General features: G+C 68.0%; 24 protein-coding genes, 1 tRNA gene and 2 pseudogenes. 11 read left to right on the top strand and 16 right to left on the bottom strand.

Going from position 1 to position 25,071, the window contains the following annotated elements; genetic code table 11:
* Nucleotides 1-73: 73 nt before the first annotated feature.
* Together RIB45_RS07970 and RIB45_RS07965 are read left to right on the top strand one after the other, a co-directional pair.
* Nucleotides 74-2,401, top strand: a complete 2,328-nt coding sequence (locus tag RIB45_RS07970; protein WP_350049713.1) for a molybdopterin-containing oxidoreductase family protein — start codon at nt 74-76, stop codon at nt 2,399-2,401.
* 217 nt (nt 2,402-2,618) lie between these two features.
* Nucleotides 2,619-2,758: pseudogene (locus RIB45_RS07965) on the top strand (transposase); the annotation flags it as partial.
* A 363-nt stretch (nt 2,759-3,121) separates the two neighbouring features.
* Here the strand turns inward: RIB45_RS07965 and RIB45_RS07960 are convergent.
* Nucleotides 3,122-3,880, bottom strand: a complete 759-nt coding sequence (locus RIB45_RS07960) for a polysaccharide deacetylase family protein (protein WP_350049712.1) — start codon at nt 3,878-3,880, stop codon at nt 3,122-3,124.
* A 277-nt stretch (nt 3,881-4,157) separates the two neighbouring features.
* Between RIB45_RS07960 and RIB45_RS07955 the strand changes: the two genes are divergently transcribed.
* Nucleotides 4,158-4,985 carry a class I SAM-dependent methyltransferase gene (locus RIB45_RS07955; protein WP_350049711.1) on the top strand — a complete coding sequence of 276 codons (828 nt, stop codon included), beginning with the start codon at nt 4,158-4,160 and terminating at the stop codon, nt 4,983-4,985.
* A gap of 319 nt (nt 4,986-5,304) precedes the next feature.
* Here RIB45_RS07955 and RIB45_RS07950 read toward each other — a convergent pair whose 3' ends face one another.
* Nucleotides 5,305-5,604, bottom strand: a complete 300-nt coding sequence (locus RIB45_RS07950) for a helix-turn-helix domain-containing protein (protein WP_350049710.1) — start codon at nt 5,602-5,604, stop codon at nt 5,305-5,307.
* Nucleotides 5,605-5,737: 133 nt separating this feature from the next.
* On the opposite strand from RIB45_RS07950, the gene RIB45_RS07945 reads away from it, so the two are divergent.
* Nucleotides 5,738-6,325: a class II aldolase/adducin family protein gene (locus RIB45_RS07945; RefSeq protein ID WP_350049872.1), complete on the top strand. Its 588-nt coding sequence runs from the start codon at nt 5,738-5,740 to the stop codon at nt 6,323-6,325.
* Between the two features lie 241 nt (nt 6,326-6,566).
* Nucleotides 6,567-6,689 (top strand): hypothetical protein, encoded by a 123-nt coding sequence (locus RIB45_RS07940; RefSeq protein ID WP_350049709.1) that lies wholly within the window; start codon nt 6,567-6,569, stop codon nt 6,687-6,689.
* 136 nt (nt 6,690-6,825) lie between these two features.
* Here RIB45_RS07940 and RIB45_RS07935 read toward each other — a convergent pair whose 3' ends face one another.
* The 10 genes from RIB45_RS07935 to RIB45_RS07890 all read right to left on the bottom strand — a co-directional run bounded on the left by RIB45_RS07935 (nt 6,826) and on the right by RIB45_RS07890 (nt 16,290).
* Nucleotides 6,826-7,137, bottom strand: a complete 312-nt coding sequence (locus RIB45_RS07935) for a DUF6455 family protein (RefSeq protein WP_350049708.1) — start codon at nt 7,135-7,137, stop codon at nt 6,826-6,828.
* Between the two features lie 106 nt (nt 7,138-7,243).
* A complete protein-coding gene (locus tag RIB45_RS07930; RefSeq protein ID WP_350049707.1) occupies nt 7,244-7,915 on the bottom strand; it encodes a 3-oxoacid CoA-transferase subunit B in 672 nt (223 codons plus the stop codon).
* Nucleotides 7,912-8,634, bottom strand: coding sequence for a 3-oxoacid CoA-transferase subunit A (locus tag RIB45_RS07925; protein ID WP_350049706.1), 723 nt, complete (start codon nt 8,632-8,634; stop codon nt 7,912-7,914). The genes RIB45_RS07930 and RIB45_RS07925 overlap by 4 nt, the downstream gene beginning before the upstream one ends.
* A gap of 23 nt (nt 8,635-8,657) precedes the next feature.
* A complete protein-coding gene (gene pcaG / locus RIB45_RS07920) occupies nt 8,658-9,257 on the bottom strand; it encodes a protocatechuate 3,4-dioxygenase subunit alpha (protein ID WP_350049705.1) in 600 nt (199 codons plus the stop codon).
* 1 nt (nt 9,258) lies between these two features.
* Nucleotides 9,259-10,002 carry a protocatechuate 3,4-dioxygenase subunit beta gene (pcaH, locus tag RIB45_RS07915; protein ID WP_350049704.1) on the bottom strand — a complete coding sequence of 248 codons (744 nt, stop codon included), beginning with the start codon at nt 10,000-10,002 and terminating at the stop codon, nt 9,259-9,261.
* Nucleotides 9,999-10,382, bottom strand: a complete 384-nt coding sequence (gene pcaC / locus RIB45_RS07910) for a 4-carboxymuconolactone decarboxylase (RefSeq protein ID WP_350049703.1) — start codon at nt 10,380-10,382, stop codon at nt 9,999-10,001. Before pcaC ends, pcaH begins: the two co-directional genes overlap by 4 nt.
* Nucleotides 10,383-10,462: 80 nt before the next feature.
* Nucleotides 10,463-12,385, bottom strand: coding sequence for a TRAP transporter permease (locus tag RIB45_RS07905; RefSeq protein WP_350049702.1), 1,923 nt, complete (start codon nt 12,383-12,385; stop codon nt 10,463-10,465).
* Nucleotides 12,382-13,365, bottom strand: coding sequence for a TAXI family TRAP transporter solute-binding subunit (locus RIB45_RS07900; protein ID WP_350049701.1), 984 nt, complete (start codon nt 13,363-13,365; stop codon nt 12,382-12,384). The genes RIB45_RS07905 and RIB45_RS07900 overlap by 4 nt, the downstream gene beginning before the upstream one ends.
* Before the next feature lie 15 nt (nt 13,366-13,380).
* A complete protein-coding gene (locus RIB45_RS07895) occupies nt 13,381-14,778 on the bottom strand; it encodes an aldehyde dehydrogenase family protein (RefSeq protein WP_350049700.1) in 1,398 nt (465 codons plus the stop codon).
* A 231-nt stretch (nt 14,779-15,009) separates the two neighbouring features.
* Nucleotides 15,010-16,290, bottom strand: coding sequence for a Rieske 2Fe-2S domain-containing protein (locus RIB45_RS07890; RefSeq protein WP_350049698.1), 1,281 nt, complete (start codon nt 16,288-16,290; stop codon nt 15,010-15,012).
* 119 nt (nt 16,291-16,409) lie between these two features.
* Here RIB45_RS07890 and RIB45_RS07885 point away from each other — a divergent pair, with 119 nt between their 5' ends.
* Genes RIB45_RS07885 through RIB45_RS07875 form a run of 3 tightly spaced genes read left to right on the top strand, consistent with a single transcriptional unit; the run spans nt 16,410 to nt 19,523 of the window.
* Nucleotides 16,410-17,354, top strand: coding sequence for a PDR/VanB family oxidoreductase (locus RIB45_RS07885; RefSeq protein ID WP_350049697.1), 945 nt, complete (start codon nt 16,410-16,412; stop codon nt 17,352-17,354).
* Nucleotides 17,344-18,510, top strand: coding sequence for a Gfo/Idh/MocA family protein (locus RIB45_RS07880; protein WP_350049696.1), 1,167 nt, complete (start codon nt 17,344-17,346; stop codon nt 18,508-18,510). Before RIB45_RS07885 ends, RIB45_RS07880 begins: the two co-directional genes overlap by 11 nt.
* Before the next feature lie 23 nt (nt 18,511-18,533).
* On the top strand, nt 18,534-19,523 hold the full coding sequence (locus tag RIB45_RS07875) for an ABC transporter substrate-binding protein (protein WP_350049695.1): 990 nt from the start codon (nt 18,534-18,536) through the stop codon (nt 19,521-19,523).
* A gap of 21 nt (nt 19,524-19,544) precedes the next feature.
* Here RIB45_RS07875 and RIB45_RS07870 read toward each other — a convergent pair whose 3' ends face one another.
* Complete coding sequence (locus RIB45_RS07870; protein WP_350049694.1) at nt 19,545-20,084, bottom strand: MarR family winged helix-turn-helix transcriptional regulator; 540 nt, start codon at nt 20,082-20,084, stop codon at nt 19,545-19,547.
* A gap of 96 nt (nt 20,085-20,180) precedes the next feature.
* Here RIB45_RS07870 and RIB45_RS07865 point away from each other — a divergent pair, with 96 nt between their 5' ends.
* Together RIB45_RS07865 and RIB45_RS07860 are read left to right on the top strand one after the other, a co-directional pair.
* Complete coding sequence (locus RIB45_RS07865; protein WP_350049693.1) at nt 20,181-21,950, top strand: thiamine pyrophosphate-binding protein; 1,770 nt, start codon at nt 20,181-20,183, stop codon at nt 21,948-21,950.
* Nucleotides 21,951-21,961: 11 nt separating this feature from the next.
* Entirely contained in the window at nt 21,962-22,540 is a 579-nt protein-coding gene (locus tag RIB45_RS07860) for an antibiotic biosynthesis monooxygenase (RefSeq protein WP_350049692.1), read from the top strand.
* A gap of 10 nt (nt 22,541-22,550) precedes the next feature.
* On the opposite strand, the gene RIB45_RS07855 is transcribed toward RIB45_RS07860, so the two are convergent.
* Nucleotides 22,551-23,462 (bottom strand): EamA family transporter, encoded by a 912-nt coding sequence (locus RIB45_RS07855; RefSeq protein WP_350049691.1) that lies wholly within the window; start codon nt 23,460-23,462, stop codon nt 22,551-22,553.
* 19 nt (nt 23,463-23,481) lie between these two features.
* Nucleotides 23,482-23,832 (bottom strand): annotated as a pseudogene (locus tag RIB45_RS07850) (type II 3-dehydroquinate dehydratase).
* Between the two features lie 530 nt (nt 23,833-24,362).
* On the opposite strand from RIB45_RS07850, the gene RIB45_RS07845 reads away from it, so the two are divergent.
* Nucleotides 24,363-24,665 (top strand): hypothetical protein, encoded by a 303-nt coding sequence (locus RIB45_RS07845; RefSeq protein ID WP_350049878.1) that lies wholly within the window; start codon nt 24,363-24,365, stop codon nt 24,663-24,665.
* A gap of 212 nt (nt 24,666-24,877) precedes the next feature.
* Here RIB45_RS07845 and RIB45_RS07840 read toward each other — a convergent pair.
* Nucleotides 24,878-24,954 (bottom strand) — tRNA-Arg (locus RIB45_RS07840).
* Nucleotides 24,955-25,071: the final 117 nt, after the last annotated feature.

The following is a 25,071-nucleotide window of genomic DNA, read 5'->3' as shown; positions in this document are numbered from 1 at the left end:
GCCCACGTCCTGGTCGCTCAGCAGGATAGAGCGCCGGCTTGCAGAAGCTCCCTCCCAATCGCTACGCTTCACCATGACCGACGCGACACGAATTCCCGCCTTCTGCACCCAGTGCCGCTCACGATGCGGCTGCATAGCCGTGATAGAGGGAGGCCGCCTCACCGCCGTCGAGCCTGATCCGCGGCACCCCTCTGGGGCGAAGCTATGTCCGAAGGGGCGCGCCGCGCCGGAGCTCGTCCACCACCCGGATCGCCTGACCCGTCCGCTGCGCAGGGTCGGGGCCAAGGGAGACCGCTCCGCCGACGCGTGGGCGCCGATCAGTTGGGACGAGGCTCTCGACGAGATCGGGGCGCGTCTCGGCGGAATTCGCGACGCCGGCGGCCCCGAACAGGTCGCCTTCTCGGTTACGACGCCGAGCGGCACGCACATGTCCGACTCCATCGCCTGGGTCGAACGGTTCATCGCGGCCTTCGGCAGTCCCAACACGATCTACAGCACGGAAATCTGCAACTGGCACAAGGACGTCGCGACGCGCTTCACCTACGGCTGGGACATCGGGACGCCGGACGTCGCCCGCGCGGACGTCGTGCTTCTTTGGGGCTGGAATCCGACGGCGACCTGGCTCGCCCGATCGGTCGAAATACAGAAGGCTTTGAAGCGCGGCGCGAAGCTCGTCGTCGTCGATCCGCGGCCGACCCTCTACAGCCGCCACGCCGCCAGCTGGCTGCGCGTGCGCCCCGGCGCGGACCGGCTGTTGGCGCTCTGTCTCGCACGCGCTTTGATCGACGCGGGACGCATCGACGGCGACTTTCTGACCCGATGGACCGACGCGCCGCTGCTGGTCCGTCAGGACATCGGGCGACGGCTGCGCGGGCGCGATCTGGGCTGGACCGACGCGCCGGAGGCGATGATCGGCCTCGACGCCGCCGGCCGGCTGCTCGCCTACGATCCGGCGGAGGGGCGCTGGCTCGACGAGACGGCCGCGCCGACGCTCGACGGCGCCGTCACGACGCCGGGGCCGGAGGGCGCCATCCCCTGCCGCACGGTCTTCGCGACGTTGCGGGACGCCTTGTCCCCGTTCACGCCGGAGCGCGCCTGCGCCGAAGCCGGCGTCGATCGGGCCGCCTTCGATCGGGCGGCGGAACTCATCGGCGGCGGCGGCCGGGTCGCCTACTACGCCTGGAACGGCGTCGGGCAGAGCGCGGACGCGACGCAGACCGACCGCGCGATCTCGATCCTATACGCCCTGACCGGCTGCTACGGCGCGGCCGGCGGGAACGTGCCCGGGGCCGCCGCGTCCTTCAATCCGCTCTACGGGCCGGACCTGCTCGGCGAGGCGCAGCGGGCGAAGGCGCTGGGTCGCGATGCGCGGCCTCTCGGTCCGGCGGGCCAAGGATGGGTGACGGCCGAGGCGGTCTATGACGCCATTCTGGAGCGGCGCCCCTATCCGGTGCGCGCGCTCGTCTCCTTCGGCGGCAACCTTCTGGCGGCGCAGCCTGAAACCGCCCGGGCGCGCCAGGCTTTGGAGGCGCTCGATCTCCACGTCCACGCCGATTTCTTCCTGAACGAGACGGCGGCCCACGCGGACATCGTGCTGCCGGCCGCGACCTCTTGGGAACGAGAAGGTTTGCGGCCCGGCTTCGATGCGAGCTTGGAGGGGCTGCGCCGGGTTCAGCTTCGCCCCGCGGTCGTCGAACCGGTGGGCGAGGCGCGCGGGGACACCGAGATCGTGATGGCGATGGCGGAGCGGCTCGGCCTGTCGGCGCAGATGTTCGACGGGGACGTCGACGCCGGATACGCCCATATCCTGGCCCCGACCGGCCTGACGCCGCAGGCGCTGCGCGCCGCGCCCGAGGGCGTGACCCTTCCGGACGAAGTGCGGCTGCGCCCGTTCGACCCCGACGGGTTCCCGACGCCGAGCAAGCGCCTCGAACTCTTCTCGGACCGGTTGGCGGCGGCCGGGTACGACGCGCTGCCCTGCGCGCCGCCGCAGGAAGCCTCACCGCCGCAGGGCTATCCGCTGCGCCTCGGCTGCGCCAAGACGCTCACCTATTGCCACAGCCAGGGGCGCAATCTGCCGAGCCTGCGGCGCCTGCAGCCCGACCCGATCCTTCAGATGGCGCCGGAGACCGCCGCGGAATACGGCCTCGCCGAAGGGGATTGGACGGAGGTGCGCACCGCGAGCGGACGCTTCGCCGCCCGCGCCGCGATCGTCAAGCAACTCGCCCCGGGCGCCGTCTATGCGCAGCATGGTTGGGCCGGCGCCGGACCCGACGGCTCGACGCTGAACCTGAACGCGGCGATGAGCGTCGAGCGGCGCGACCCGATCAGCGGCTCGCTGCCTCTGCGGGCAGGATGGTGCGCGCTCGGAACGGTCGAATTCAACAGCCCCCCTAAGTAATCTGAAAGCTCTCAGAATCGCGTCGCCGCAGTGCAGTCGGTTCAATGATCCGCCGTCGCCGATGGGTCGAGAATGCGCGTAGGCCTGAGATTAAATGTCAGTTGCGGAAGCGCGCTTCCTTGAATCACCAGAATCATTGATCTGAACCCCGAAAACTGGATCGCTTTCGGTTAGAGTTTTCCGCGGTGATTGTCCTGGCCGGGAGGAGCGGAGAGCTATGAAGGCCTCGAAGTTCTCGGAGGACCAGAAGGCGTTCATTTTGAAGCAAGGGGAAGAGGGGCGCCGGTTGCTGAGATCTGTCGGAAGGCGGGTATCAGCCAGGCGACGCACTTCAATCGAAAGAAGAAGTGCGCCGGATAATCTCCCCCAACGCGGGATCGATGACGCCTTTTGACCGCAGGCGGCCCGGCGCACCGCCTCAATGATCGATGGTCGCAAAGGCGTCGCCATGACCGCGGACTTGCGGCGGGGCGTGCTCATCAGCCTGCTTCGAAACAAAGGAGGTCTGCGCTTCAGAGTTCGTCGACGCCTGCAAGGAGGTCTCCTCAGCCCTTAGGCGGGTCCCTAATAGGAAAACGCCGGCGCAAAAAGGTCGGGTTGCTGGGAAGCGGATCGGTTAACGCCCTCGGCGCGAGGTCCCCACGGTCCGCTCCGCATGCGGTTGGATGAGCCGCGCGCAGCGCCCGCTCGGTCAATTGAAACGCCTAGCGGCCCGCAGAGTTACAGGGTCGGGAAGGCCGCGACCCGGTCGTACTCGCCGCGCGCCGCACGCTCGCCCAGGGGCGGGGCCGGCGCGACCGCGCGGGCGAGACGTTCGATCTTTCGCCTCGCGCCCGATCGGTTGGCCCAGAGCAGCAGGCTGACCCAAAGCGGGGCCCCCGCGATCGCGCCGAACGGCTCTGCGGCGTCGATGTCGTAGGGGTGGATATAGCTCCAAAGGCACGTCTCCGCGGGCTGGCCCGCGATCCCGCGCCGCACCAGGGCGGCCGGCAGGTAGCGCAGATAGAAGCCGCCGAGAAACGGAGTCGGCGAGCGCCCGATCCGCATCACCGGCGTCGGCAGCTCCAGCAGCCCCTCCGGCCAGCGGAACGGGGTCGCCGGGGCCTCCGGAAAGCCGTAGAGCGGCGAGGGCGCCGGCAGCACGCTCGAGGAGTAGGTGAAGCCCAAATCGCTTAACGCCGCCGGCGCCCAAAGGGTCTTCCGGGTCAGCGAGAAGACAGGCGCGCGGTATCCGGTCACCGCGACGCCGGCCGCATCCTCTATCGCCGCCTTGGCGTCCGCCGTCTCTCGGCGAAAACGCTCCGGCGTCTCCCGGTCCAAGGGCCGATGGTTCAGGGAGTGACAGGCCGGCTCGTGGCCGCGCGCGACGACTTCGCGGATCAGGTCCGGCGCGGCGCGCGCGATCTCGCCCACGATGAAGATGCTCGCCCGCGCGCCGATCTCGTCGAACAGATCGAGCAGCGCGCGTGTCGCCCGCATAGCGCGGCGGCCCGCGCCGGTCGGCGCGATGATCTTCCAGATCCAGCGTGAAGGTGAGCCGCGGGCGCGGCGTCTGCGCCTGCGCCTGCGTCATGACCGGGCGTACTTGGCGCGGAAATACGGGCGCCAGACGATCTCCGGCGCGCCTGCCTTAGTCGCCCGGTTTCCGACGCCTGGAGGCCGCGCAAGCGCGCCCAAGAAACGAGGACAGAGTTTGTGCATGCGTGACGCAGATCCAACCTCAGGACCGCTCTCCTGTCCGCTCTGCGGATCGTCCATGACCCCGGGACCCGTCGCCTGGGTCGCTCGCTGCCCGGATTGCGCGCTTGAGCGGTCGCGCCTCGACGATCCGGCGGCGAACGGCCCGATTGTCGCCGGCTGGAGCGAGAGCGCGGTCGACGCCCACAGCCGGCTGCGTCGCGCGAACGCCGGCCGCAGTCTCGACGCGATGGCCCGCTTCGCGCCGCCGCCCGGGCGCCGGCTGCTCGACGTCGGCTGCGGGGCGGGCTGGTTCCTCGACATCGCGCGCGAGCGCGGCCTCGAGACCTTCGGGATCGAGCCCGATCCGGGGGTCGCCGAAGCCGCGAGGGCGAACGGCCACGACGTGACCGCCGGCCTCTTCCCCCGCCCGGACGCCCCGGCGCGGTCCGCCGACATCGTCTCCTTCAACGACGTCCTGGCGCATCTGCCCGACCCGCTCTCCGCGTTGTGCGAAGCGCACCGGTTGCTGGCCCCGGGCGGGACGCTCATCCTAACCCTCCCCGATCGGCGCGGCGCGTTCTATCGCATGGCGGGCGCGCTGCTGGGGCTCGGCCTGAAAGGTCCCTATGAGCGCCTGTGGCAGCGCGGCTACGAAAGCCCGCACCTCTGGTACTTCTCGCCCGGCAGCCTGGAGGCCTGCGTGCGCGCGGCCGGCTTCGAGCCGCTCCGTCACGCCGGCCTGCCGAGCGTCGCGCTCGCCGGTCTCTGGGGCCGTCTCGCGATCCGCGGGGATTTGGGATGGCCGGCCCGCGCCGGTCTGTTCGCGACCCTTGCGGCCGCGCATCCCGTCATCCGTTACGGCGCCCCATCCGACATCATGCTGCTTCTCAGCCGCAAGAGGTAGCCGTGTAAGCTCCGCGACCGGTCAACTTCGGTCGATCTGCATGTCCGGCGCGGATGCGTATTCATAGCCACCTCCAGACGGCCATGGCGCAGGGGCCGACGCAGCCGGTCAGGCGCTGGTCTCTATGAAGGCCAGACAAGCGAGGCGGGCGAATAGGTGATGAAAGGTCGGTTTGGCTAAGGCTGTTGAAAAACTTGTTTCGCAGCGGCTTTCCCGACGCTGTGGGCCGCCGGCCTCGCTCGCAGACAGGCCGGCGCCCCTAGCCGAGGCGCTTCCAGTGGGCGGCGTGACGGATTGAGGCGGCAGTGGGGTCCGCGCTTTAGGCCGGTTTGCGAGGTGAGACTTTTCGGAACTGTCCCGGGGCGGACTGAAAGGCGCAGCGAAATGCACGCGAGAACGCAGCCGGGCTGGCAAAGCCCGCCGCCAGGGCGATTTCGGAGGCGCTCATCTCCGTCTCTCGCAGAAGATCGAGCGCGCGGCCGAGGCGCAGCGTCCGGCGATAGCCGGCGGCTGTCAGGCCAAGGCCTCTACGACAGCGTGTTCGCAGGCGCTTGGGGCTGAGCCGCAGGCGCCGCGCGATCTCTTCCACCGCAAGCGGCTCGGCCAGGTTTGCCTGCATCGCCGAAGAAGGAGTCCCCATCATATCCGTCGTCACCCGCTCCCGTCCCACAGGCGCGAAAGAGACGCGTCCTTCCGGCTGTTCGGAAGCGGAGTGGGCGACCCGCCAGGAGTTGGCGGCGATCTAGCGCGCGCTGGTCAAGTATCGCCTAACCGACCTCACCAACCAGCGGCCTGCGATGCGGGTCCCAGGGGAAGACGCGCTCTTAACCCATCATTACGGCTGGATGCATGAGGAGGTGACCGCCTCCAACCTGGTCAAGGTCAGCTTCGAGCGCACGAACCTGACGCCACAGAATGGGGAGGCGACCCCCTCAGCGACGGAGATCGGGAAGCGCTTCTTCGAGGCTGATCCCGAAATGAACTGCATCATGCACATCCACACCAAGGCGATTATGGGTGTCTCCGCCCAGGCCGAGGGCATGGGACCCTTTTCGCAAGCCTATCTGATGATCGGCGGCGGGGCGGGGATCGCCTATACCGACTATGAATTCGAATGCAGCGACGACTTCCTCTCGGGCCTGCTGGAGGCAGGGCGCGACAAGAAGATGGTGGTCGAGGCCTGGCGCTGCGCCTTCGTCTTCGGGCGCAATGCGGGCGAAGCTTTCTTCCGCTCTTTCTATCTGACCAGGCCTGCGCGGTGCAGTTGCAGGTGCAGGAAGCCGCCGCAGCGGGCGCCGCCATCTGAGCGATATGGCTGCGAGCGACTGGTACGGCTATGAGGGCGCGCTGGAGTGGGAAGCCGTCCGCCGCAGCCTGGACGCGGAGCAGCCGGACTACCGGACGTAACGACGCCGGCGCTATTGCCTGGCTTCAGAGCTCGCCCCCAGGAAAGCTGGGGGGAAACACGCGTGGGCGCGGCGCCCGCAGCCACTACGGCGATCGACAGCCAAAAGGCGGCGATGACGCTCGGCGCGATTAGGGCTTGCTGTCAAAGCGGCGTGCGGCTGGGCGCCGATCGACGTGATCCAACCAATGTACAATCCGCTCACCGGACAGGCGGCGGTCGAGATTTGGCCTCTCGCCCAGGAAGAGGAATTGGGCGTCGTCAGCTTCGGCCCTCTCTGGACGCTCCGAACGGTGTAATCGACGAGATCTGTTGGACCGAAATCGCCGCCCTCTCCCGCACGACGCCGCTGGCGACGGACCGGCTGGAGCGGCAGCGTTGAAACGGCCGCGCCGCCGGCCCTGTCCAAGGCCGGCGGCGCGCCCGTGGCCGGGATCAGGCGCGCAGGCCGTCGATGAAGGCGCTGTTGGGGCAGATGTCGCGATAGGCCGGCGCTTGCGTCGCCTGCAGCCGTGCGCCGCAGGCCGCCCGATTCTCGCAGGCGCGGCAGATGCGCGCGCAGTTGGCGAGGTCGTCCGCGAGACCGCGCTCCTCCAGCCCCGCCAAGCTCACGCCTCGCCGGCGCAGCATCGCGCCGATCAGCACCGGGCGACGGCCGTCCGCGCGGACGCCCCCGCGCCGTTGCATCGCAATCGCGGCGATTAGGACCGCTGCGGCGATCAAACCACCCCAGACCAACGTCGACATAACCGAGTCCTTCCTCATTAATTAGATTTCTAATTTATCGGTCGGCCTTGGGTCCGCCGCATTGACCCAGATCAAGCGATCCCCTGCTGTTGTCGGTCGAGTCAGCTCAAAGCGCCGGGACGTCGAGGTCTGCGACGGCGCCGTCGGTGTGCAGCGGCGCGCCGGTCAAGGCCTGAAGCTCCTCCATCGTGATCGTGGGGAGCTTCTCTCGCAGGACGAAGCGACCGTCCAGTATGTCGACCACCGCCAGGCTGCTGTAGATTCGCGTGATGCAGCCGACGCCGGTCAGGGGGAAGCTGCAGCGTTCCACCAGCTTCGGCTGGCCATCCTTCGTGACATGCTGGGTGACCACGGCGACGCGCTTCGCGCCGTGCACCAGATCCATCGCCCCGCCGACCGCCGGCACGCTCCGGGATCCGACGCGCCAATTGGCCAGGTCGCCGTTCTGCGCCACCTGATAGGCGCCCAGGATCGCGACGTCGAGATGCCCGCCCCGCACCATGGCGAAGCTGTCCGCATGGTGGAAGAAGCTGGCGCCGGGCTTTTGCGTCACCGCCTTTTTGCCGGCGTTGATCAGATCCCAGTCCTCCTCGCCCGCCGGCGGGGCGGCGCCGAAGCCCAGGAGGCCGTTCTCGGTGTGATAGACGGCTTCGCGCCCCGGCGCCTGAAACTTGGCGACCAGTTCCGGAAAGCCGATGCCGAGATTGACGTAGGCCCCGTCCTCGATGTCCTGGGCGGCGCGCCAGGCGATCTGAGCGTTGCTGAGATGCTCGGTCATAGGATGCTCGCCCCCGCGCGATTAAGGTCCTCTTCCTGCTGCGGCTCCGGGACCTCGACGACGGCGTCGACGAAGATCCCCGGCGTCACGACCGCCTCCGGATCGATCTCTCCCGCCTCGACGACGCGGCGCGCCTGGACGATCGTGCGCGACGCGGCCGCGCACATCAGCGGTCCGAAATTGCGGGAGGTCTTGCGGTAGGTCAGGTTGCCGTGCAGGTCGGCGGTCTCCGCCTTCACCAGCGCGTAGTCCGCCTTCAGCCAACGCTCCTGCACGCACATCTTGCCCTCGAACTCCGCGGTCGGCTTCCCCTCCGCCAGCTCGGTGCCGTAGCTCGTCGGCGTGTAGAAGGCCGGAATCCCGGCCCCGCCGGCGCGTATCCGCTCCGCCAGCGTGCCTTGCGGAACCAGTTCCAGCTCGATCTCGCCGGCGAGATACTTCTCCGTGAAGGCGCGCGGATCGGCCGAGCGGGGGAAGGAGCAGATCATCTTGCGCACCATGCCCAGCGCGATCATCGCGGCCAGCCCCACTTCGCCGTTGCCGGTGTTGTTGTTCACCACGGTGAGGTTCGCGGGGGCGCCGGTCGCCTTGAGGCGCGCGACCAGCGCATGGATCAACTCGATCGGGGCGCCGGAGCCGCCGAAGCCGCCGATCATCAGGCTGGCGCCGCTCGGGATGTCGGCGACGGCGGCCTCGAGGCTGTCTATCCGTTTGTCCATTACTTTCTCCGCTGCCGCACCCGTCACATGTCGAAGAAGACGGTCTCGCCCTCGCCCTGCAGGACGATGTCGAAACGGTAGGCGCCCTCGCCCGTCTTCTCGGCGATCAACGTGTCGACGCGGCTTTTCGGATCGATCCGGGCGAGGAGCGGGTCGCCGCCGTTGTCCTCGTCCGCGAAATAGATGCGGGTCTGCAGGCCGACATTGACCCCGCGCGCGATCAGCCAGACGGCGATGTGCGGGGCCTGTTCCAGCCCGTCGCGCCGGCGCGTTCGGCCGGGCTTGACCGTGCGCAGGCGCCATTCCCCGCTTTCCGGGTCGGCGCAGACCCGCGCCCACCCGAAGACCTTGGGATCGGCCCCGTCCTGACCGGGATAGCGCCCGTCGGCGTCGGCCTGCCAGACCTCGAACAGCGCGTCGCGAACCAAGCCGCCGGCCCCGTCAAGGACGCGGCCTGAGATCTCCACGATCTCGCCGCGCGCGCCGTCCAAGAAGGTCGCCCGCCCCAACTCCGTCTCATAGACGCCGCCTAGGCCCGCATAGGTCGGGACCGTCCCGATATGGACGAAGGGGCCGGCCGTCTGCGACGGGGTCTCCTGAAGCGCCTCGAGCGGCTGCACCATGTTACTGGCCCTCCGGCTTGTTTTCGAAAAAAGTCTGGCGACGCCCGCGCAGCACGATGTCGAACTTGTAGGCCAAGAAGTCGTGCGGTTTGGCGCGGCTGAAGTCGAGCGGGGCCACGAGCCGGTCGATCTGTCCGCGATCCTTGATCGTCTCGACGATCGGGCAACGCGCGATCAGCGGATCGCCTTCGAAATACATCTGCGTCACCAGCCGCTGTCCAAAGCCGCGTCCGAACAGCGAGAAGTGAATGTGCATCGGCCGCCAGTCGTTGCCGCGGTTCGGCCAGGGATAGGCGCCCGGACGGATGGTGAGGAACTGATAGCGCCCCTCGTCGTCGGTGATCGTGCGGCCGCAACCGCCGAAATTGGGGTCGAGCGGGGCGAAATACGTATCCTTAATGTGGCGGTACCGCCCGCCGGCGTTGGCCTGCCAGATCTCGACCAGGCTGTTGCGCACGGGCCGCGCGTTCTCGTCCAGCACGCGGCCGTGAACCAGGATGCGCTCGCCGACCGCCGGGGCGGCGCCCTTGGTCCAGTTCAGGATAAGGTTGTTGTCGAGCGGCCCAAGGGAGTCGTGGCCGAAGACCGGGCCCGTCTCCTCCGTGACCGTGCTGTCCATGGCGAGCAGCGGGAATTTCGGGGAGCGGGTGACGCTGGTCTTGTAGCCGGGATCGTAGGCCACGGGATGGACGTCGCGATCCCGCGGGATCAGGGGGCCGTCGTCGACGGACGCAGGGCCGGTCATGACTGGGTCTCCTCCATTTCGGCGAAGGTCTGTTTGGCGATTTTCAGGGCGTGATTGGCGCGCGGCGCGCCGGCGTAGATCGCGACATGCTGGAAGGTCTCCTGCACGTCCCGCGGCGTCGCGCCGGTGCGCGCGGTCGCGCGGATGTGCATCGGGATCTCGTCGAAATTGCCGAGCGCCGCCAGAAGGGCGAGCGTCAGCATCGAGCGCTCGCGCGCGCTGATCCCGTCGGAGGCCCAAACCGTCCCCCAGGCCCCTTCGGTGATGAGGCTCTGGAAGGGTGCGTCGAAGGCGGTCTTGGCCGCCTCGGCCCTATCGACATGCGCGTCGCCGAGCACCGCCCGGCGGACGGCCATTCCTTTGTCGTATCGCTCTGACATGGTCGCTCCTGGACGGGCCGGAAAACGGACGGACGCGCAGCCGGCTCACCGCCGCGCGTCCGCGTCGTTTGACGAAGGGTCTACTCGGCGCTCGCGCGCTTCTCCTCCACCGGGTTTCGGCGGGCGTGGAGATAGATGACGCCGAGCAAGGCCAGCGACGCCGCCATGCCGCAGAGCGAGACGAGCGGAAGAGGCGCGACCGCGGCCGCAGCGGAGCCGAACAACGCCGCCCGCATCGGCCAGGCCATCGCGCGGCCGCCGGGCAGGTTCGCCCACTCCATCGCCACCGCGACGGACCAGGCGGCGCACACCCCGCCTGCGATCGCAAGCGCGATGGAGACCGGGTCGCCCTGCCCGAGGATCGCCGGGTTCCACAGGAAGACGAAGGGAACCAGGAAGCCGATCACGGCGAGACGCACGGCCTGCAGGGCGATGATGATCGGGTCCTCTTCCGCGATCGCCGCCGCGGCCAGCGCCGCGACCGCGATCGGCGGAGTGAGCGCGGACAGGATCGCGAAATAGAGCAGGAACATGTGGCTCTCGAGGACGGGAAAGCCGATCTTCGCCAACGCCGGGCCGACCAGCACGGCCGCAAGAATGTAGGCTGACGGCGTCGGCATTCCCAGGCCGAGGATGATGGTGACGATCGCCGCGACGAGGAGCGTGAGAACGTCCACGCCGGCCGAGATCTCGACGATCACGTTCGCCGCCTTCATGCCGAGGCCGGTCATCGACAGGCCGCCGATGACGAGGCCGGCCGCCGCGCAGGCGCCCGCCACAGGAAGGATGCGCAAGGTGGTCTCGGCCAGCCCCTCCATCACCTGCATCGGGGTCATGCGCGTCCGCTTGGTGAAGAGACTGGCGACCACCACGGCGAGCGCGCCGGCGCCGGCGGTGAAGACCGGAGAATAACCGGCGACCAGCACGCCGATGATCATCGCGATCGGCGCGAGGTAGGGCCAGCCCTCCTTCAGCGTCTGGGAGAGCGGCGGAACGTCCTCCTCATAGGGGCGCAGATTGTGGCGGACCGAGCGGATATGCACCTGCAGGAAAACGCCGAGATAATAGAGCAGCGCGGGGATGATCGCCGCGAAGACGATCTCGCGATAGGGCGTGCCGGTGTATTCCGCCAGGATGAACGCGGCGGAGCCCATGATCGGCGGCATCGCGCTGCCGCCGGTGGACGCCGCCACCTCGACCGCGCCGGCGAAGCGCCTCCTGTAGCCGAGCCGCCGCATGATCGGGATGGTGATCGACCCCGTGGCGACCACGTCGGACGTCGGGCTGCCGGACATCGTGCCGTAAAGGCCGGACGAGATGATCGAGACCTTGGCGGGGCCGCCCGCGCTCTTGCCCGTCAGCGAGGCGGCGAGATTGAAGAAAAAGTCGCCGCCGCCCGCCTTCGCCAGCAGCGTGCCGAACATCACGAACAGGAAGACGTAGCTCGCCACGACCTGGATCGGCACGCCGAACACGCCGTCGGTCGTGAAGACCAGGATGTCGAGCAGATAGGTGAATTCGGAGACGCCGTGCCCGAAGGGCGGCGGCAGCAGATAGCCGAACTGGTTGTACAGCAGAAAGGCGCCGACGACGCCGGTGAGGCCGAGACCCGTCGTGCGACGCGTGGCTTCCAGCGTCAGCAGCAGAAGCGAGGTCCCGAAGAAGAACTGAGGCGGCGTGAAGGGATCGAGAAGCGTGATGCGGTCCGCGATCTCCTTGGCGTTGACGAAGAAAAACACGCCGGCGGCGAGGCTCAGGCCCGAGAGCGCCCAGTCGACCACTGTCGGCCGGTCGCTCGCCGTCGGCGAATGGCCGATCACGAGGAAAAGCAGCGTGTAAATGCAGGAAACGAAGAGAATGCCCAGGACCAGCGGGTCGGAGATCACGAAGATGTTCGCGTAGATCACCCAGACCGCGAAGGCCGCCGCAACGACGGTGAGCAGGGTTTGCGGCGCACCCCGAAAGGTGCGCCGCCGACCCGTCGCTAGAAGCGAGAGCCTCATTTCAGAAGACCCGCTTCCTCATAGGCGCGCTCAGCGCCCGGATGGAACGGCAGAACCGTCTGGCTCACCATCAGTTCCGGGTTCAACTGCTGCATCGCCTTGTGGACCCCGCGGATCTCGTCGATGTGCTCGACGAAGGATTTGGCGAGCGTGTAGGCGGTGTCGTCCTCCATGCTCTCGGTCGTGACGACCATTGCGCCCAGCGCCATCGTCTCCACCGGTTCGGCCTGGTTGGAGTAGCTGTCGGCCGGGATCGTATAGGCCGACGTGCCGAACTCCTCGTTGGTCGCGTCGATCACGTTCTGCGGGATTTGCAGCAGAACCACGTCGACGTTCTCGTCGATCGCGCGGAAGGACGAGTGCCCGATGAAGATGCCGTTGGTCGCCATGTCGATGCGGCCGTCCTGCATCAGGTCGCCCTGCTCGTTGGCGCCGGCGCGCACGAAGTTGCCGCCGTTGCCGGTGAGCGTCGCCTCGTCGAGGCCTGCTTCCGCCAGCATGAAGAGCGCCACGTTGCCGGTGATGTTGCCCGAACGGTTGATGCCGATGGAGATCGGCGCGCCCGAGCCGGCGAGGTCGTCCAGGCTGTCGATGCCGTATTCTTCCGCGACGTCCTTGTTGAGGAAGAAGTGCATCGGGGCCCAGTTGTACATGTAGCCGATGGCCATCATGTTCGTGACCGGGGCCTTGAACGGATCCTGGCCGGTCAGGGCCAGCTTGACCTCCGCGTCGTGAACCATGCCGAGGTCCGTGCGGTTCGCCGCGAGCAGGCCGATGTTGGCGAAGCCGCCGCCGGTGGCCTGATAGGTGATGACGGAGTCCGAATCCGTCGCCTTAACCGCCTTGTCCATGCCGGCGCCGAGCAGCGACCAGAGGCCGCCGGGATTGCCGCCGGAGAGCGTCAGGTTGACCGGCTCGGCGTTGGCCGCCCCGGCGCTGAACCCCAGACAAAGCGCGACTGCTAAAGCCTTGAACTTCATTGAACGTCTCCCGTTTCAGGTGATGGGTGTTTTTCTTGTTCTTGGAACGATCGTGACCGTTTTTTGTTCGGTGTAGGCGAGCAGCTCCTCCAGACACTCTTCACGTCCGTGTCCGGACTGCTTCGCCCCGCCGAACGGCGCGCCCAGATAGTGGTCACTCGAATCGTTGACCCAGACGTAGCCCGCCTGGATGCGATCCGTCAGGCGCATCGCCGTGTCGAGGTCCTGTGTCCAGATCGAGGCCGTCAGCCCCACATCCAGGCCGTTGACGACGGCGAGCATCTCGTCCTCGTCACGCCAGGACAGAACTGACAGAACCGGTCCGAACGCCTCTTCACGCGCAATCTCCATGTCCGCAGACACGCCCGTCAGAAGGGTCGGTCGCACGAAAAACCCTTCCGCCGGGACGTTTTCGGGCGCGCCGCCGGCGGCCGTCACGGCCCCCGCGGCGATCGCCTGGTCGATATAGCCGACGACCTTGCGGTACTGACCTTCGGTGGAGAGGCAGCCCATCTCGGTCGCCTCGTCGCTCGGGTCGCCTAGGCGCACGGCGTCGAACGCTTTCGCCAACCCCTCCACGACCCGGTCGCGCAGGCTTTCATGCACCAGCACCCGGCTGGTGGAGCCGCAGGACTGACCGGCCGTCCAGCCCAGATTCATGCCCTTGACCGCGCCGTCGATCGCGGCGTCCACATCCGCGTCAGGGCAAATCACCAGCGCGTTCTTGCCGCCCAGCTCCAACTGCGAGCGTTTGAGCGTATCGGCGCCGCCCTTCAGGATCGCCTTGCCGGTCTGCACGCTGCCGATGACGCTGACGGCGGCGATCCCTGGATGCGCGCAGACGCCCGCCCCCAGCTCCGCCCCGCCGGTCAACACCGAAAGGACGCCCTTCGGGAACAGGTCGCCGACCAGCTCCGCCAGCCGCAGCGCGGAAAGCGGGGTCTCCTCTGACGGCTTCACGATGACCGCGTTTCCCGCGGCCAGCGGCGCGGCCATCTTGGCGGCGGCGAACAGCAGCGGATGGTTGAAGGCCACGAGCCGGGCGACGACGCCCAACGGTTCGCGGGTCACGTAGGTGATCTTGCCGCCGGCTTGGGGGATCGTCTCGCCTTTCGCCTCGGGGGCGAGGCCGGCGAAATACTCGACCAGGACCGCCGCCAGATTGGCGTCGAAGCGCATCCCCTTGACCGGATTGCCGCAATCGAGCGCGTCGATCCGGGCGAGCTCGTCGGCGTTCTCGCGGATCCGCGCCGCCGCTTGCCGCAGCGCGGCCGCGCGACCGGCCGGCCCCATCAGGCGCCATTCCTTTTGGCCGGCGGAGGCGCGTTCGACCGCCTGATCCAGGTCGTTTGCATCGGCGTCGGGAATTTCGGCGAGCAGCCGGCCGTCATAGGGCGAGCGGATCGCACGCACGGCGCCGCCGCCTCGACGCCAGTCGCCGCCGATATATTGGCGTGTCGGAAAGTCGGACAGACTCCCCCCCGCCTTCTCTTGAACGCCTCCAGACACTGGGGCCTCCCATCTATCCGGCCGTTTCGGCCGCGCGCACCCTTTTCCGGGCGCTTGTCGATCTTTTCTGCGCAGCGTCGCGACGCCGCAGCCCCCGCCCGTCGTTGCGGGCGGGATGAAAATCCGCGTCGGCCGCTATTCGGCGGCTTCCGCCGCCTCGTCGGAGCCGAGCGTCCGCCAGTCGACCTCCTTCGGGAAGACGCCCTCCTTCGACGAGATGCTGGGGTGCGGAACGCGCGGCTCGGTCGTGCCGATCGCCGGCTCGCCGTCGCCGACCTTCTTCGCCGCCTCGCTCATCAACTTGCGGAACTCGACGATCGCCAGATCGGACGAGCCGAGAAAATCCGTGGAGCGGTCGACCCGCGCGCCCATGGACACCCACATGGCGAGGTCCTGGTTCGGAATGCCTTGGATGCCGGTGAAGTCGCCGTCCTTCATCGCGTCTCGGTCCTGCCAGAAGCCGTTCTCGGGCGAGCGCAGCGGGCGCCAGCGATGGTCGAGGTCCTCGCCGGGCACGGTGTGATTGAACTTCCGCCACTGTTCGGTCGACGGGCAAGCCTCGCCGCCCCAGGCGATGAAGTGGAAGTGGCTGGTCTCGTCGTCGACCGGCACGATGACGGTCGCGACGTTGTAGGAATTGTTCGGCGGGATCAGCGAGGTGAAGGGCGCGATGTACTCGGTGATCCGCAGATAGTTGTGGCTGGACGCCTGCCGCATGGGCTTGCGGATCGCCACGTAGTGGAAGCCGTAGGAGGTGCGCTCGGTCTGCATGCGCGGGGACTTGTCGGTGGAGGGCCGGTACCAGCTCTGATCGTCGGCCGCCGCCCCGGGCACCCGCGCCGGCTTCATGTCGGAGGAATGCAGCGAGGAGGAATGCGCGCTGTCGATCTGACCTTCGGTGATCTGCGCCCAATTGGCCGGGATGCGCATCTTCAGGATCGCCACCGGCGTGTCTTCATCGGGCGAGAAGGCCGGGCGATGGAACTCCGGCGCCTCGCGCTCGGCGTCGAGCCACGCCCAGACGAACCCGCCGCACTCATGCACCGGATAGGCGCGGTGCTTCACCTTGTCCATCATCTTGTCGGCCTCGGGCTCCGAGGCCATGGCGACGCAGTTGCCCTCCACATCGAACTTCCAGCCGTGATAGAGGCAGCGCAGGCCGCACTCCTCGTTCCGGCCGTACACCAAGGACGCCTTGCGATGCGGGCAGAGCTCGTCGAGCAGGCCGAGACGGCCTTCCGAGTCGCGGAAACAGACGTAGCGCTTTCCGATCGCCTCCACGAGGACCGGCTTGCCGTCGGCCTCGGCGACCTCCTCGCTCAAGCAGACCGGCACCCAGTGCTGGCGCATTAAGGCGCCCATCGGCGCGTCGCCCTCAACCTGGGTCAGAAGATCGTTCTCTTCCCTCGACAGCATCGCCCATCTCCCTACCAACTGCGCATCCGTGACCTAGCTCGTTGGCTTGACCAAGTCTTAGATGTCTAATATTAGATTTCTAATATCATGGGATGGGAAGCGTTGACAAGGGGGCTGTTGTGGACACGCCGAATGAACGCATCGAGATGAAGATCGCCGGCCGTCGCTCGCTGACGCCCGAGATCGCGGAATTCACGCTGGCGCCGACGGCGGGAGGGACGTTGCCCGGCTTCACGCCCGGCGCGCACATCACGGTGGAGACGCCGGACGGCGCCATGCGGCGCTATTCGCTGATGAACGACGGGGTCGAGCCGTCCGAATATGTGATCGCGGTCAAGCGCGAGCCGAACTCGCGCGGCGGCTCCGCCTCAATGCACGATAAGGCGGTCGAGGGCGCGACCCTGTCGGTCGAACCGCCGGAGAACGACTTCGAGCTCGTCGACGCGCCGAAATACATCCTGATCGCCGGCGGGATCGGCGTGACCCCGATCCTCTCCATGGCGCGCCACCTGCAAAAGCAGGGCAAACCGTTCGAGATGGTCTACTGCACCCGCACGGCCGAGGACACGGCCTATCTCGACGAGGTGAAGGGCTTCGAGACCGCGACCGTCCATCACGACGAGGGCGAGCTCGACAACTTCTTCGACTTCTGGGACCTGCTGGAAAATCCGGGGTCCGAACATGTCTATTGCTGCGGCCCGGCGCCGCTGATGGAGGAGATCGAGGCGCTGACCGGCCATTGGACCGAGGGCCGGGTCCATTTCGAGGAGTTCAACGCCGTCGACGTGGTGCGCGAGGACGACGAGCCGTTCAAGGTGACGCTGAAGGAGAGCGGACGGGAGATCGAGGTCCCGGCCGATCGTTCGATCCTGGAGGCGTTGCGCGACGCCGGGATCGAGACCGTAAGTTCCTGCGAGAGCGGAACCTGCGGCACCTGCAAATGCCGCTTGGTGGCCGGCGAGCCGGATCATCGGGACCACGTCCTGATGGACGAGGAGAAGGCGGACCACATCATGATCTGCGTCTCCCGCGCCAAGAGCGGGGATCTGACGCTTGATCTCTGATCCGATCAAGCTGGCCGCTGCGGGCCTGGGGCGCGGCTTCATGCTGACCTTGCCCAGCCTGCTGGCCGACCCGCACGTCCGGCTGACCGCCTGCGCCGCGCCGCGTGCGGCGTCGCGCCAGGCGTTCCTGGACGCCTTCGGCGGCCGCGCGCATGAGAGCGTCGAGGCCCTGGCGGCCGATCCCGAGGTCGAGGCGGTCTACATCGCCACCCCCCATCAGATGCACCGCGAGCACGCAGAGATCCTGGCGGCCGGCGGCAAGCACTTGCTGGTCGACAAGCCGCTGGCGATCACGATGGCGGACGCGAGCGCGATCGTCGACACGGTCGAAGCCGCCGGCGTTCAGCTGGTCGCCGGCCCAAGCCATAGCTTCGACCAGCCCGTCGTGCGCGCCCGCGCCCTGATCGACGAGCGCGACTTGGGTCGTCCCGCGATGCTGCACGCCTTCAACTACACCGACTTTCTCTATCGCCCCCGACGGCCGGAGGAACTGTCGACGGAACAGGGCGGCGGCGTGGTCTTCAGCCAGGCTGTGCATCAGATCGACATGGTGCGCCTGCTGATGGGCGGGGAAGCGCTGAGCGTCTACGCCGCGACCGGCGCCTGGGATCCGGCGCGGCCGACGGAGGGCGCCTATTCGGCGATCGTCCATTTTGACGGAGGGCGCTTCGCGACCCTCGTCTATTCCGGCTACGCCCACTATGACAGCGACGTGCTGCAAGGCGAGATCGGCGAACTCGGCGCGCCGAAGGACATGGCGAAGTACGGGGCCGCGCGCCGTGCGCTCGCCGCCGTCGCCTCGCCGGAGGAGGAGGCCGCCCTCAAGTCCGGGCGCACCTTCGGGGCCGTCGATCCGGCGCCCAAGGCCCCTTATCCCGAACATTTCGGCCCGGTGGTCGTCAGTTGCCCGCGCGCGGATCTGCGCCTGACGCCCACGGGCGTCGAGATCTGGGGAGACGAGCGGCGCGAGTTCGTCGAAACGCCCGCCGCCCCCTCCCCGCGCACGGAGGTGCTGCGCGGTCTGTACGACGCGATCCGCCGGGGCGCGCCGCCGCCGCAGACCGCGCGTTGGGGCCGCGCGAGCCTTGAGATCTGCCACGCCATTTTGGACAGCGCGAGGACCGGCGAACCGGTTCCACTCAAGCGTCAATCATAAGAGATTTGGGAGGAGAAGACCCGATGGGAACGCTGCAACTGTCGATCGCGATGGGCGATTACGACCGGACCCGCCCGATCCATGACGGCCGGGTGAAGATCGACGGCGTCGATCCGATCACGATGCTGCTGACGCCGGAGGAGATGTTCTTCCGCGCCTTCCGGCACGAGGCCTTCGACGTCAGCGAACTCTCCTTCTCCTCCTACTGCGTCAAGCTGTCTAAGGGCGAGAGTCCCTATGTCGCGATCCCCGTCTTCCTGTCGCGCGCCTTCCGCCATTCCTCGATCTACATCCGCACCGACCGGGGGATCGACAAGCCGGCCGACCTGAAGGGCCGGCGCATCGGCGTCGCGGAATGGCAACTGACCGCCAACGTTTGGGCGCGCGGCATCCTGGAGGATTACGGCGTCAAACCGGCGGACGTGCATTGGATCCGCGGCGGCATGCACAGCTCCGGCCGGCCGGAGAAGATCCCGGTGCCGATCCCCTCCGACGTGACGGTCGAGGCCGCGCCGGAGGGCGCCACCCTCGACCAGATGCTGCGCGACGGGGAGATCGACGGCTTCATCGGGCCGCGCACGCTGCGCTGCTTCGACGAAGGGCACCCGAAGGTGGGCCGCCTGTTCGCGAACGGCGTCGAGGCGGCGGCCGAGCATTACCAGCGCACCGGCGTCTTCCCGATCATGCATGTGCTGGGCGTCAAGCGGGAGATCGCGGAGGCGAACCCCTGGCTTCCGGGCGCGCTGCTCAAAGCCTTCACGCGCTCCAAGGCGATGGCGCAGGAGGCGTTGCAGGACACCTCCGCCACGAAGGTCACGATGCCGTTCGTGGAGGACACCCTGACCCGGGCGCGCGAACTCATCGGCCCGGACATCTGGACCTACGGCGTGCCGGGGAACGAAACGGTGCTGAACGCCTTCCTGGATCTGCACCACCGCCAGGGGCTTTCCGAGCGACGCCTCGCGGTGGAGGAGCTTTTCCACCCGGCGACCTACGAAGCCTACAGCCTTTGATCCGGCGATGAGCCGCGCGGCCTACTCGATCAGGCTGGAGCGCGTGGCGGGCACCTTCATGCCGCGCGCCTCCGCCTCCGCCTCCTCGGCGGCCAGGTTCTCTAGGATGAGGATAAGATCGTCGCGCAACTCCTCGCGGCGTTCCTCCGGGATGCCGGCGAGGGCGATCTCGTTCGCCTCAACCGCGAGCGGCTCGAGCACCTTCTGCAGGTCGCGGCCTTTCTCGGTCAGGAAGGTGTATTGCCGGCGGCGGTTGACGTCGCGGGTGCGCCGCTCGACGAAGCCCAGCTTCTCCAGCTTCGAGAGCGCGGTGTGCGTCGTCGGCGCCGTCAGGTTGGCGACCTCGCTCAGGTCCCGCTGGGTCAGCCCCTCGCGCTTCCACAGGATGCGCAGGAAGATCCATTGGCCGAAGGTGATGCCGTGCTGCGCCAGTCGCCGGGCCAGCGATCGGTTGAAGCCGCGCGCGCAAACCCGCACCAGATGGGCGATGCGTTCGTCCTTGTACGACAGCAGGTCGTCTATGTCCCTGTCGCCGGCGCGGTCGTTCGACGCGGTGCTCATGGACCGGTTCCTACCCTTGATGACAGACGCGGCAGCGGATCAAGAGGCGCAGACGCCTGCGATGCTGCGCCGCGACAATACCGAAGGATCAAGCTCTTGGTAAATCCACATAACAGAGATCACCGCGAAGCGCCCGAAACCTCGCCGGCGGAAGCCGGCTGGGGCAGCGACGCCCTGGCGCGGATGCTGCGCGCGCTGGGCGTGCGCTATGTGGCGCTGAACCCCGGCTCCAGCTTCCGCGGGCTGCATGACAGCCTGGTGAACCATCTGGGCAACCGGGAGCCCAAGATGCTGCTGTGCCTGCACGAGGAGCACGCGGTCGCGATCGCCCACGGCTGGGCGAAGGTGACGGGCGAGCCGATGGCCGTCGTGCTGCACGCCAACGTCGGCCTGATGCACGCCGCCATGGCGGTCTACAACGCCTGGTGCGATCGGGTTCCGATGCTGATCCTGGGCGCGACCGGGCCGGTCGACGCGGACCGGCGGCGCCCCTGGATCGACTGGATCCACACCTCGCGCGACCAGGGCGCGCTGATCCGCCCCTACGTCAAATGGGACGATCAGCCGGCGGGCCTGCAGGCCTCGCTCGACGCGACGGCGCGCGCCTGGACCGTCACCCGCACCGCGCCGCACGCGCCGACCTATGTCTGCTATGACGTGACGGTGCAGGAAAGCGCGATGGAAGGGGCCCCGGCGATCGCCGAGCCCGCGGCCGCGCCGCCGCCCGATCCCCCCGCCCCCTCGGCCTCGCAGGTCGCGGCGCTCCACGAAAAGCTCGCCCGGGCCGAGCGGCCGGTCGTCTTGATGGGCCGCATGTCGCGTTCGGCCGAAGACTGGAGCGTCCGCGTCGCCGTCGCGGAGCGGTACGGCGCCAAGGTCCTGACCGACATCAAGACCGGCGCCGTCTTCCCGAGCGACCATCCGCTGCATGTCGGGCCGCCCTCCTTCTTCCTCTCCCCGCCGCAGGAGAAGGCCCTGCGGGAGGCCGACCTGATCCTGTGCCTCGATTGGGTCGACGCCGCCGGCGCGTTGAAGCAGGCGGGCGCGGAGTCGGATATCGTCAACGTCACGATGGACCACCAGCTCGCCAACGGCTGGTCCTTCGATCATACCGGCCCGGCCCCCGCCTCGCTGCACATCGCCTGCCCGCCCGACGCCTGCCTTGCGGCCTTGGCGGCGGCGGCCGACTTGCGGCCGCGCCCTGCGCCCGAACCCGCCCCGATCCGGCCGATCGAGCCGCTTGCGCTTGAGGACGGCCCGATCTCCATGCCCCAGTTCGCAGCCGCGCTGGCCGAGGGGCTGACGGACGAGGCGGTGAGCCTGGTGCGCCTGCCGCTGGGCTGGGACGGCGGCGTCTGGCGCTTCGGCCATCCGCTCGATTATCTCGGCTATGACGGCGGGGCGGGCATCGGCTCGGGTCCGGGCATGCTGGTCGGCGCCGCGCTCGCCCTGCAGGACGGCGGGCGTCTTCCGGTCGCGATTCTGGGCGACGGCGACGTGATGATGGGCCTCTCGGCGCTCTGGACGGCCGCGCGCTATCGCATCCCGATGCTGGCGATCGTCTGCAACAACCGCTCCTTCTTCAATGACGAGGTGCATCAGGAGAAGGTCGCGCGCATGCGCAATCGGCCGGTCGAAAACAAGTGGATCGGTCAGGCGATCGCCGGCCCCGACATCGACTTCGCGAAGCTCGCCGAAGCGCAGGGCGCCGTCGGGATCGGTCCGATTGAAGATCCGAAAACGCTGGCCGAGGCGGTGGCGGACGGGTTGGCGCGCGTGAAGGCGGGCGCCAGCGTCCTGATCGACGCGCGGGTTGAGCCGGAGTACGCCGCCGCCATGGCCAAGGGCATGACGGACGAGGGATGAGCGAGGGGCGGATGACGGACGAGGCGACCCTGATCGCGGATCAACCGCGCACCCTCTTCGTGGCGTTGAAGGTGCGGCGAGCGGACGCCGAGCGATGCGCGGAGGCGTTGTCGCGGCTGAACGGGCGGCTGAACGACGTCGACGGCTTTCGCAGCTTCGAGGTGATCCGGCGGGACGACGGCGGAGCGGCGGAGTTCTACATCCTCGTCCGCTTCCGCAACGAGGCGGCGCTGGCGCGTTGGCGCGAGAGCCCCGAGCGCCGGGACCTCCTCGGCGAGGTCGAAGCGCTGGCGGTCGAAGAGATCGCGCGCAGGCAGGGGACGGGATCGAGCATCTGGTTCGAGCCGATCGCAGAAACCTCGGGCGGCCCCAAGCCGCCGAGCCCGCCGCGCTTCTGGAAACGCTGGACGGTCAGTATGCTGGCGGTCTATCCGCCGCTGGTGCTGCTGGTGACGGCGCTGCAGCCGATCACCGGGGATCTGCCCCAGGCGGCGGGGCTTTTTCTGGTGGCGTTGATCCTGACCGGCATCACGACGGCCTGGCTCATTCCCTGGCTGACGCGCCGCCTCCAGGGGTGGCTGGCGCGCTGACGACCCGCCTCTAGGCGAGCGCGACCAGAACCACGCCGAGGGTCGCGAGCGCGGTGGCGGCGATCAGGAATCGGCCCGGCGGCGGCTCGGTCTTGAAGAGAAAGGCGGCGAGGTAAAGGCCGACGAAGATTTCGGTCGTCCCGATGATGGCGACGACGGCGACCTCCGCATGTTTGAGCGCGAAGAACAGCAGCACCTGGCCGAGCGACATCGACGCCGCCGCGATCCACTGCCAGCGCCCCGCCGTCCGGAAGACGCCCGCCACGCTGTCGCGATAGCGGGCGCTGAAAGGCGCGGCCAAGCCGTACCAAACTATCCCGGTCGCCGCCCCGACCAATGCGCCGAAGGCGGCGTCGGGCACATGGTCCATCGCCAATTTGCGCGCGACGTAGGCCGAAGCGTAGCAGAGCGCGCAGACGATCCCGACTAAAGCGCCGAGGCGCAGGCGACTTGATGAAATCTGCTCGCCGGCGGCGGTCAGAGCCGGCGCGCGTTCGCGCAAGGTCAGCGCGACGCTGCCCAGGATTAGCGCCATGCCGGCCAGCGCAACCAGTTCGTAGCGCTCCCCCAGGAGCACGAAGGCGAGGATCGTCGAGAAGACGGGAATCAACCGACGCAGCAGGCTCGCCCGGATCGCGCCGGCGAGCGCCACCGTCTTGAAATTGGTCAGGCGGCCGAAGACCGTCGCCAGCATGCCCGAGGCGACGAAGAAGCCGATCCCGGCGGCCAGCGCCGCCCCGCTGTCCGGCCATCCCGCTTGCGGCCCGGTCGCCGCCCAGACGGCGGCGGCGAAGGCCATCGTCAGGATGACGGAAAGGAAGGCCCCGTTGTCGCCCTGCGCATTGGAAGCGCCCTTTGCGATCGCCGCGCCGGCCAGACCGAAACAGGCCGCGGACACAAGCGCGAACAGCTCCCCAGTCATACGCCGTGCGGCCTCATCCTCACGCGGGGTCGCGCCGGTGCGGTTCGTCGCGCGCTTGGATGTTTGAGAGAGGCGGCTCGAGGATCGGCTCTTCGCAGATCTTCAGCGCGTCCGTCAGCGGGGCCGAGCGAAAGGACGGCCCCGCCGGATTGACGATCGACGGCTCCGCCGCGCCGCCCACCTCCTGCATCCGATCCACCTGCACGCCTTCGTGATTTCATTGCGGAATATCCAGAGCGACGCCCAAAAGATCCGCATAGGCGCGGCGGCTCTCCTCGATCGCGGCCCAGGACCTCGTCCCGTAGACCTCCGGTTCGCGCGTCTCCAAGAGGTTCACATTGGGGCCGTTCAGAATGGCGATCTGGCTCATTGCGGCGGGCTCCTCAAGGCGGGCGAGGCCGCCATTCAGCACCGCCCGCTCGGCGACGACAAGGCTTGCGAGGGCGATGCGCCTGAGAAAGCAGGCCGACGACGCGATCAACCCTCCGCCCGATCGATCGTGAAGACGCGCACCGCGCCGTCATGGCCGCGCACCTCGATCGCGCCGATCTCTGGGCGGCGCCCCCCCTATAGTTTATGGAGCACGTAATTGCGGGTCGGGACCTGGACCGGCCTAGTTCGGCCCTGCTGCAACGCCGGCGTGAACCTCAAGAACCCTCAGGCCCGCCTCCGGCGACCGGCATAGCGCCCCCTTCCCGCTATCGTGCGCCGCGCCGTCCGCCAAGAGAGCGATCACCGGAGAGGATGGCGGTCCGCACTCGCCCTGAGCAGTCGCCGGCGCTGTGAGATCGCCAAGCTAAAGGCGGTGAGGCGCGGTCGGCCGCACTCCTGGGTTCTGGCGGCCTTCCGCCGAGCCCTCTTCTTTTTATTCGGCGCATGAAGAACTCCTGGGCGAACCTCATGCGTGATCTGGTCCGCCCACCAGCCTTCGGTCAGCATCACCCGCTCTCGCAGACCTTCGGAGAGAAGGCCGTAGCTGTCGCTTTCAAGCCGGTGAAAACGATCATGAACGCGCTCGATCGAGCCCTGCGTCCATTGGCGCGGCAACGCGCCCAGAGTTCCATTGGCGCGGCAACGCGCCCAAAGTTCATTGCGCAGGTCGAGCGCCGCGAGGATTCCCTTACGCCGGCGTCTGATGCGATCCCAGACCGGCTGAAACACCCGCTGGGCCGACGGCAAGCCTCGCGCCCCGGCGCCGATTGAGAGAGCGATCGCCTGCCTTGCGACAGACCTCCGCCGATGCCGTTCCCTCGTCGGCCCACTTCAAAACGAACGCGATCTGCGCTTCGGAAAACTTCGCCGCCTTCATGGAAATCTCCTCGGCCCGAACCCGGGCTCACAATTGGAAGAGTCCAGCGCGCGACGGTCGGATTCTTTGGGAGCGGATCACCCAGGCTGACCGAAATTCAGGCTCGTGGCGTCCCCGGCTGGATTCGCACCTGCGACCCCCTGATTAGGAATCAGGTGCTCTATCCTGCTGAGCTACGAGGACCCAAACCCTTGATATCAAGAACGCTCAAATTAGACCACCTCGAAACATGGGAAGAAAGCTGGGAAGAAAACTACAGTTAACGCATTGTTTTATATAGACGACAACATGAGCTTCCTA

The organism is Marivibrio sp., from assembly GCF_040218065.1.
Taxonomy (GTDB): Bacteria; Pseudomonadota; Alphaproteobacteria; order UBA8366; family Aestuariispiraceae; genus Marivibrio.
Note: the sequence above shows the minus strand (reverse complement) of the source record. Positions and strands in the feature narration are given on the sequence as shown.

Bases quoted from the DNA above. Each gene is read 5' to 3' on its own strand.
- RIB45_RS07970 (WP_350049713.1), top strand. From the start codon at position 74: ATGACCGACGCGACACGAATTCCCGCCTTCTGCACCCAGTGCCGCTCA.
- RIB45_RS07960 (WP_350049712.1), bottom strand. From the start codon at position 3,880: ATGCGGGCGACACGCGCGCTGCTCGATCTGTTCGACGAGATCGGCGCG.
- RIB45_RS07955 (WP_350049711.1), top strand. From the start codon at position 4,158: ATGACCCCGGGACCCGTCGCCTGGGTCGCTCGCTGCCCGGATTGCGCG.
- RIB45_RS07950 (WP_350049710.1), bottom strand. From the start codon at position 5,604: ATGCAGGCAAACCTGGCCGAGCCGCTTGCGGTGGAAGAGATCGCGCGG.
- RIB45_RS07935 (WP_350049708.1), bottom strand. From the start codon at position 7,137: ATGTCGACGTTGGTCTGGGGTGGTTTGATCGCCGCAGCGGTCCTAATC.
- RIB45_RS07930 (WP_350049707.1), bottom strand. From the start codon at position 7,915: ATGACCGAGCATCTCAGCAACGCTCAGATCGCCTGGCGCGCCGCCCAG.
- RIB45_RS07925 (WP_350049706.1), bottom strand. From the start codon at position 8,634: ATGGACAAACGGATAGACAGCCTCGAGGCCGCCGTCGCCGACATCCCG.
- pcaG (WP_350049705.1), bottom strand. From the start codon at position 9,257: ATGGTGCAGCCGCTCGAGGCGCTTCAGGAGACCCCGTCGCAGACGGCC.
- pcaH (WP_350049704.1), bottom strand. From the start codon at position 10,002: ATGACCGGCCCTGCGTCCGTCGACGACGGCCCCCTGATCCCGCGGGAT.
- pcaC (WP_350049703.1), bottom strand. From the start codon at position 10,382: ATGTCAGAGCGATACGACAAAGGAATGGCCGTCCGCCGGGCGGTGCTC.
- RIB45_RS07905 (WP_350049702.1), bottom strand. From the start codon at position 12,385: ATGAGGCTCTCGCTTCTAGCGACGGGTCGGCGGCGCACCTTTCGGGGT.
- RIB45_RS07900 (WP_350049701.1), bottom strand. From the start codon at position 13,365: ATGAAGTTCAAGGCTTTAGCAGTCGCGCTTTGTCTGGGGTTCAGCGCC.
- RIB45_RS07890 (WP_350049698.1), bottom strand. From the start codon at position 16,290: ATGCTGTCGAGGGAAGAGAACGATCTTCTGACCCAGGTTGAGGGCGAC.
- RIB45_RS07875 (WP_350049695.1), top strand. From the start codon at position 18,534: ATGGGAACGCTGCAACTGTCGATCGCGATGGGCGATTACGACCGGACC.
- RIB45_RS07870 (WP_350049694.1), bottom strand. From the start codon at position 20,084: ATGAGCACCGCGTCGAACGACCGCGCCGGCGACAGGGACATAGACGAC.
- RIB45_RS07860 (WP_350049692.1), top strand. From the start codon at position 21,962: ATGACGGACGAGGCGACCCTGATCGCGGATCAACCGCGCACCCTCTTC.
- RIB45_RS07855 (WP_350049691.1), bottom strand. From the start codon at position 23,462: ATGACTGGGGAGCTGTTCGCGCTTGTGTCCGCGGCCTGTTTCGGTCTG.
- RIB45_RS07845 (WP_350049878.1), top strand. From the start codon at position 24,363: ATGCGTGATCTGGTCCGCCCACCAGCCTTCGGTCAGCATCACCCGCTC.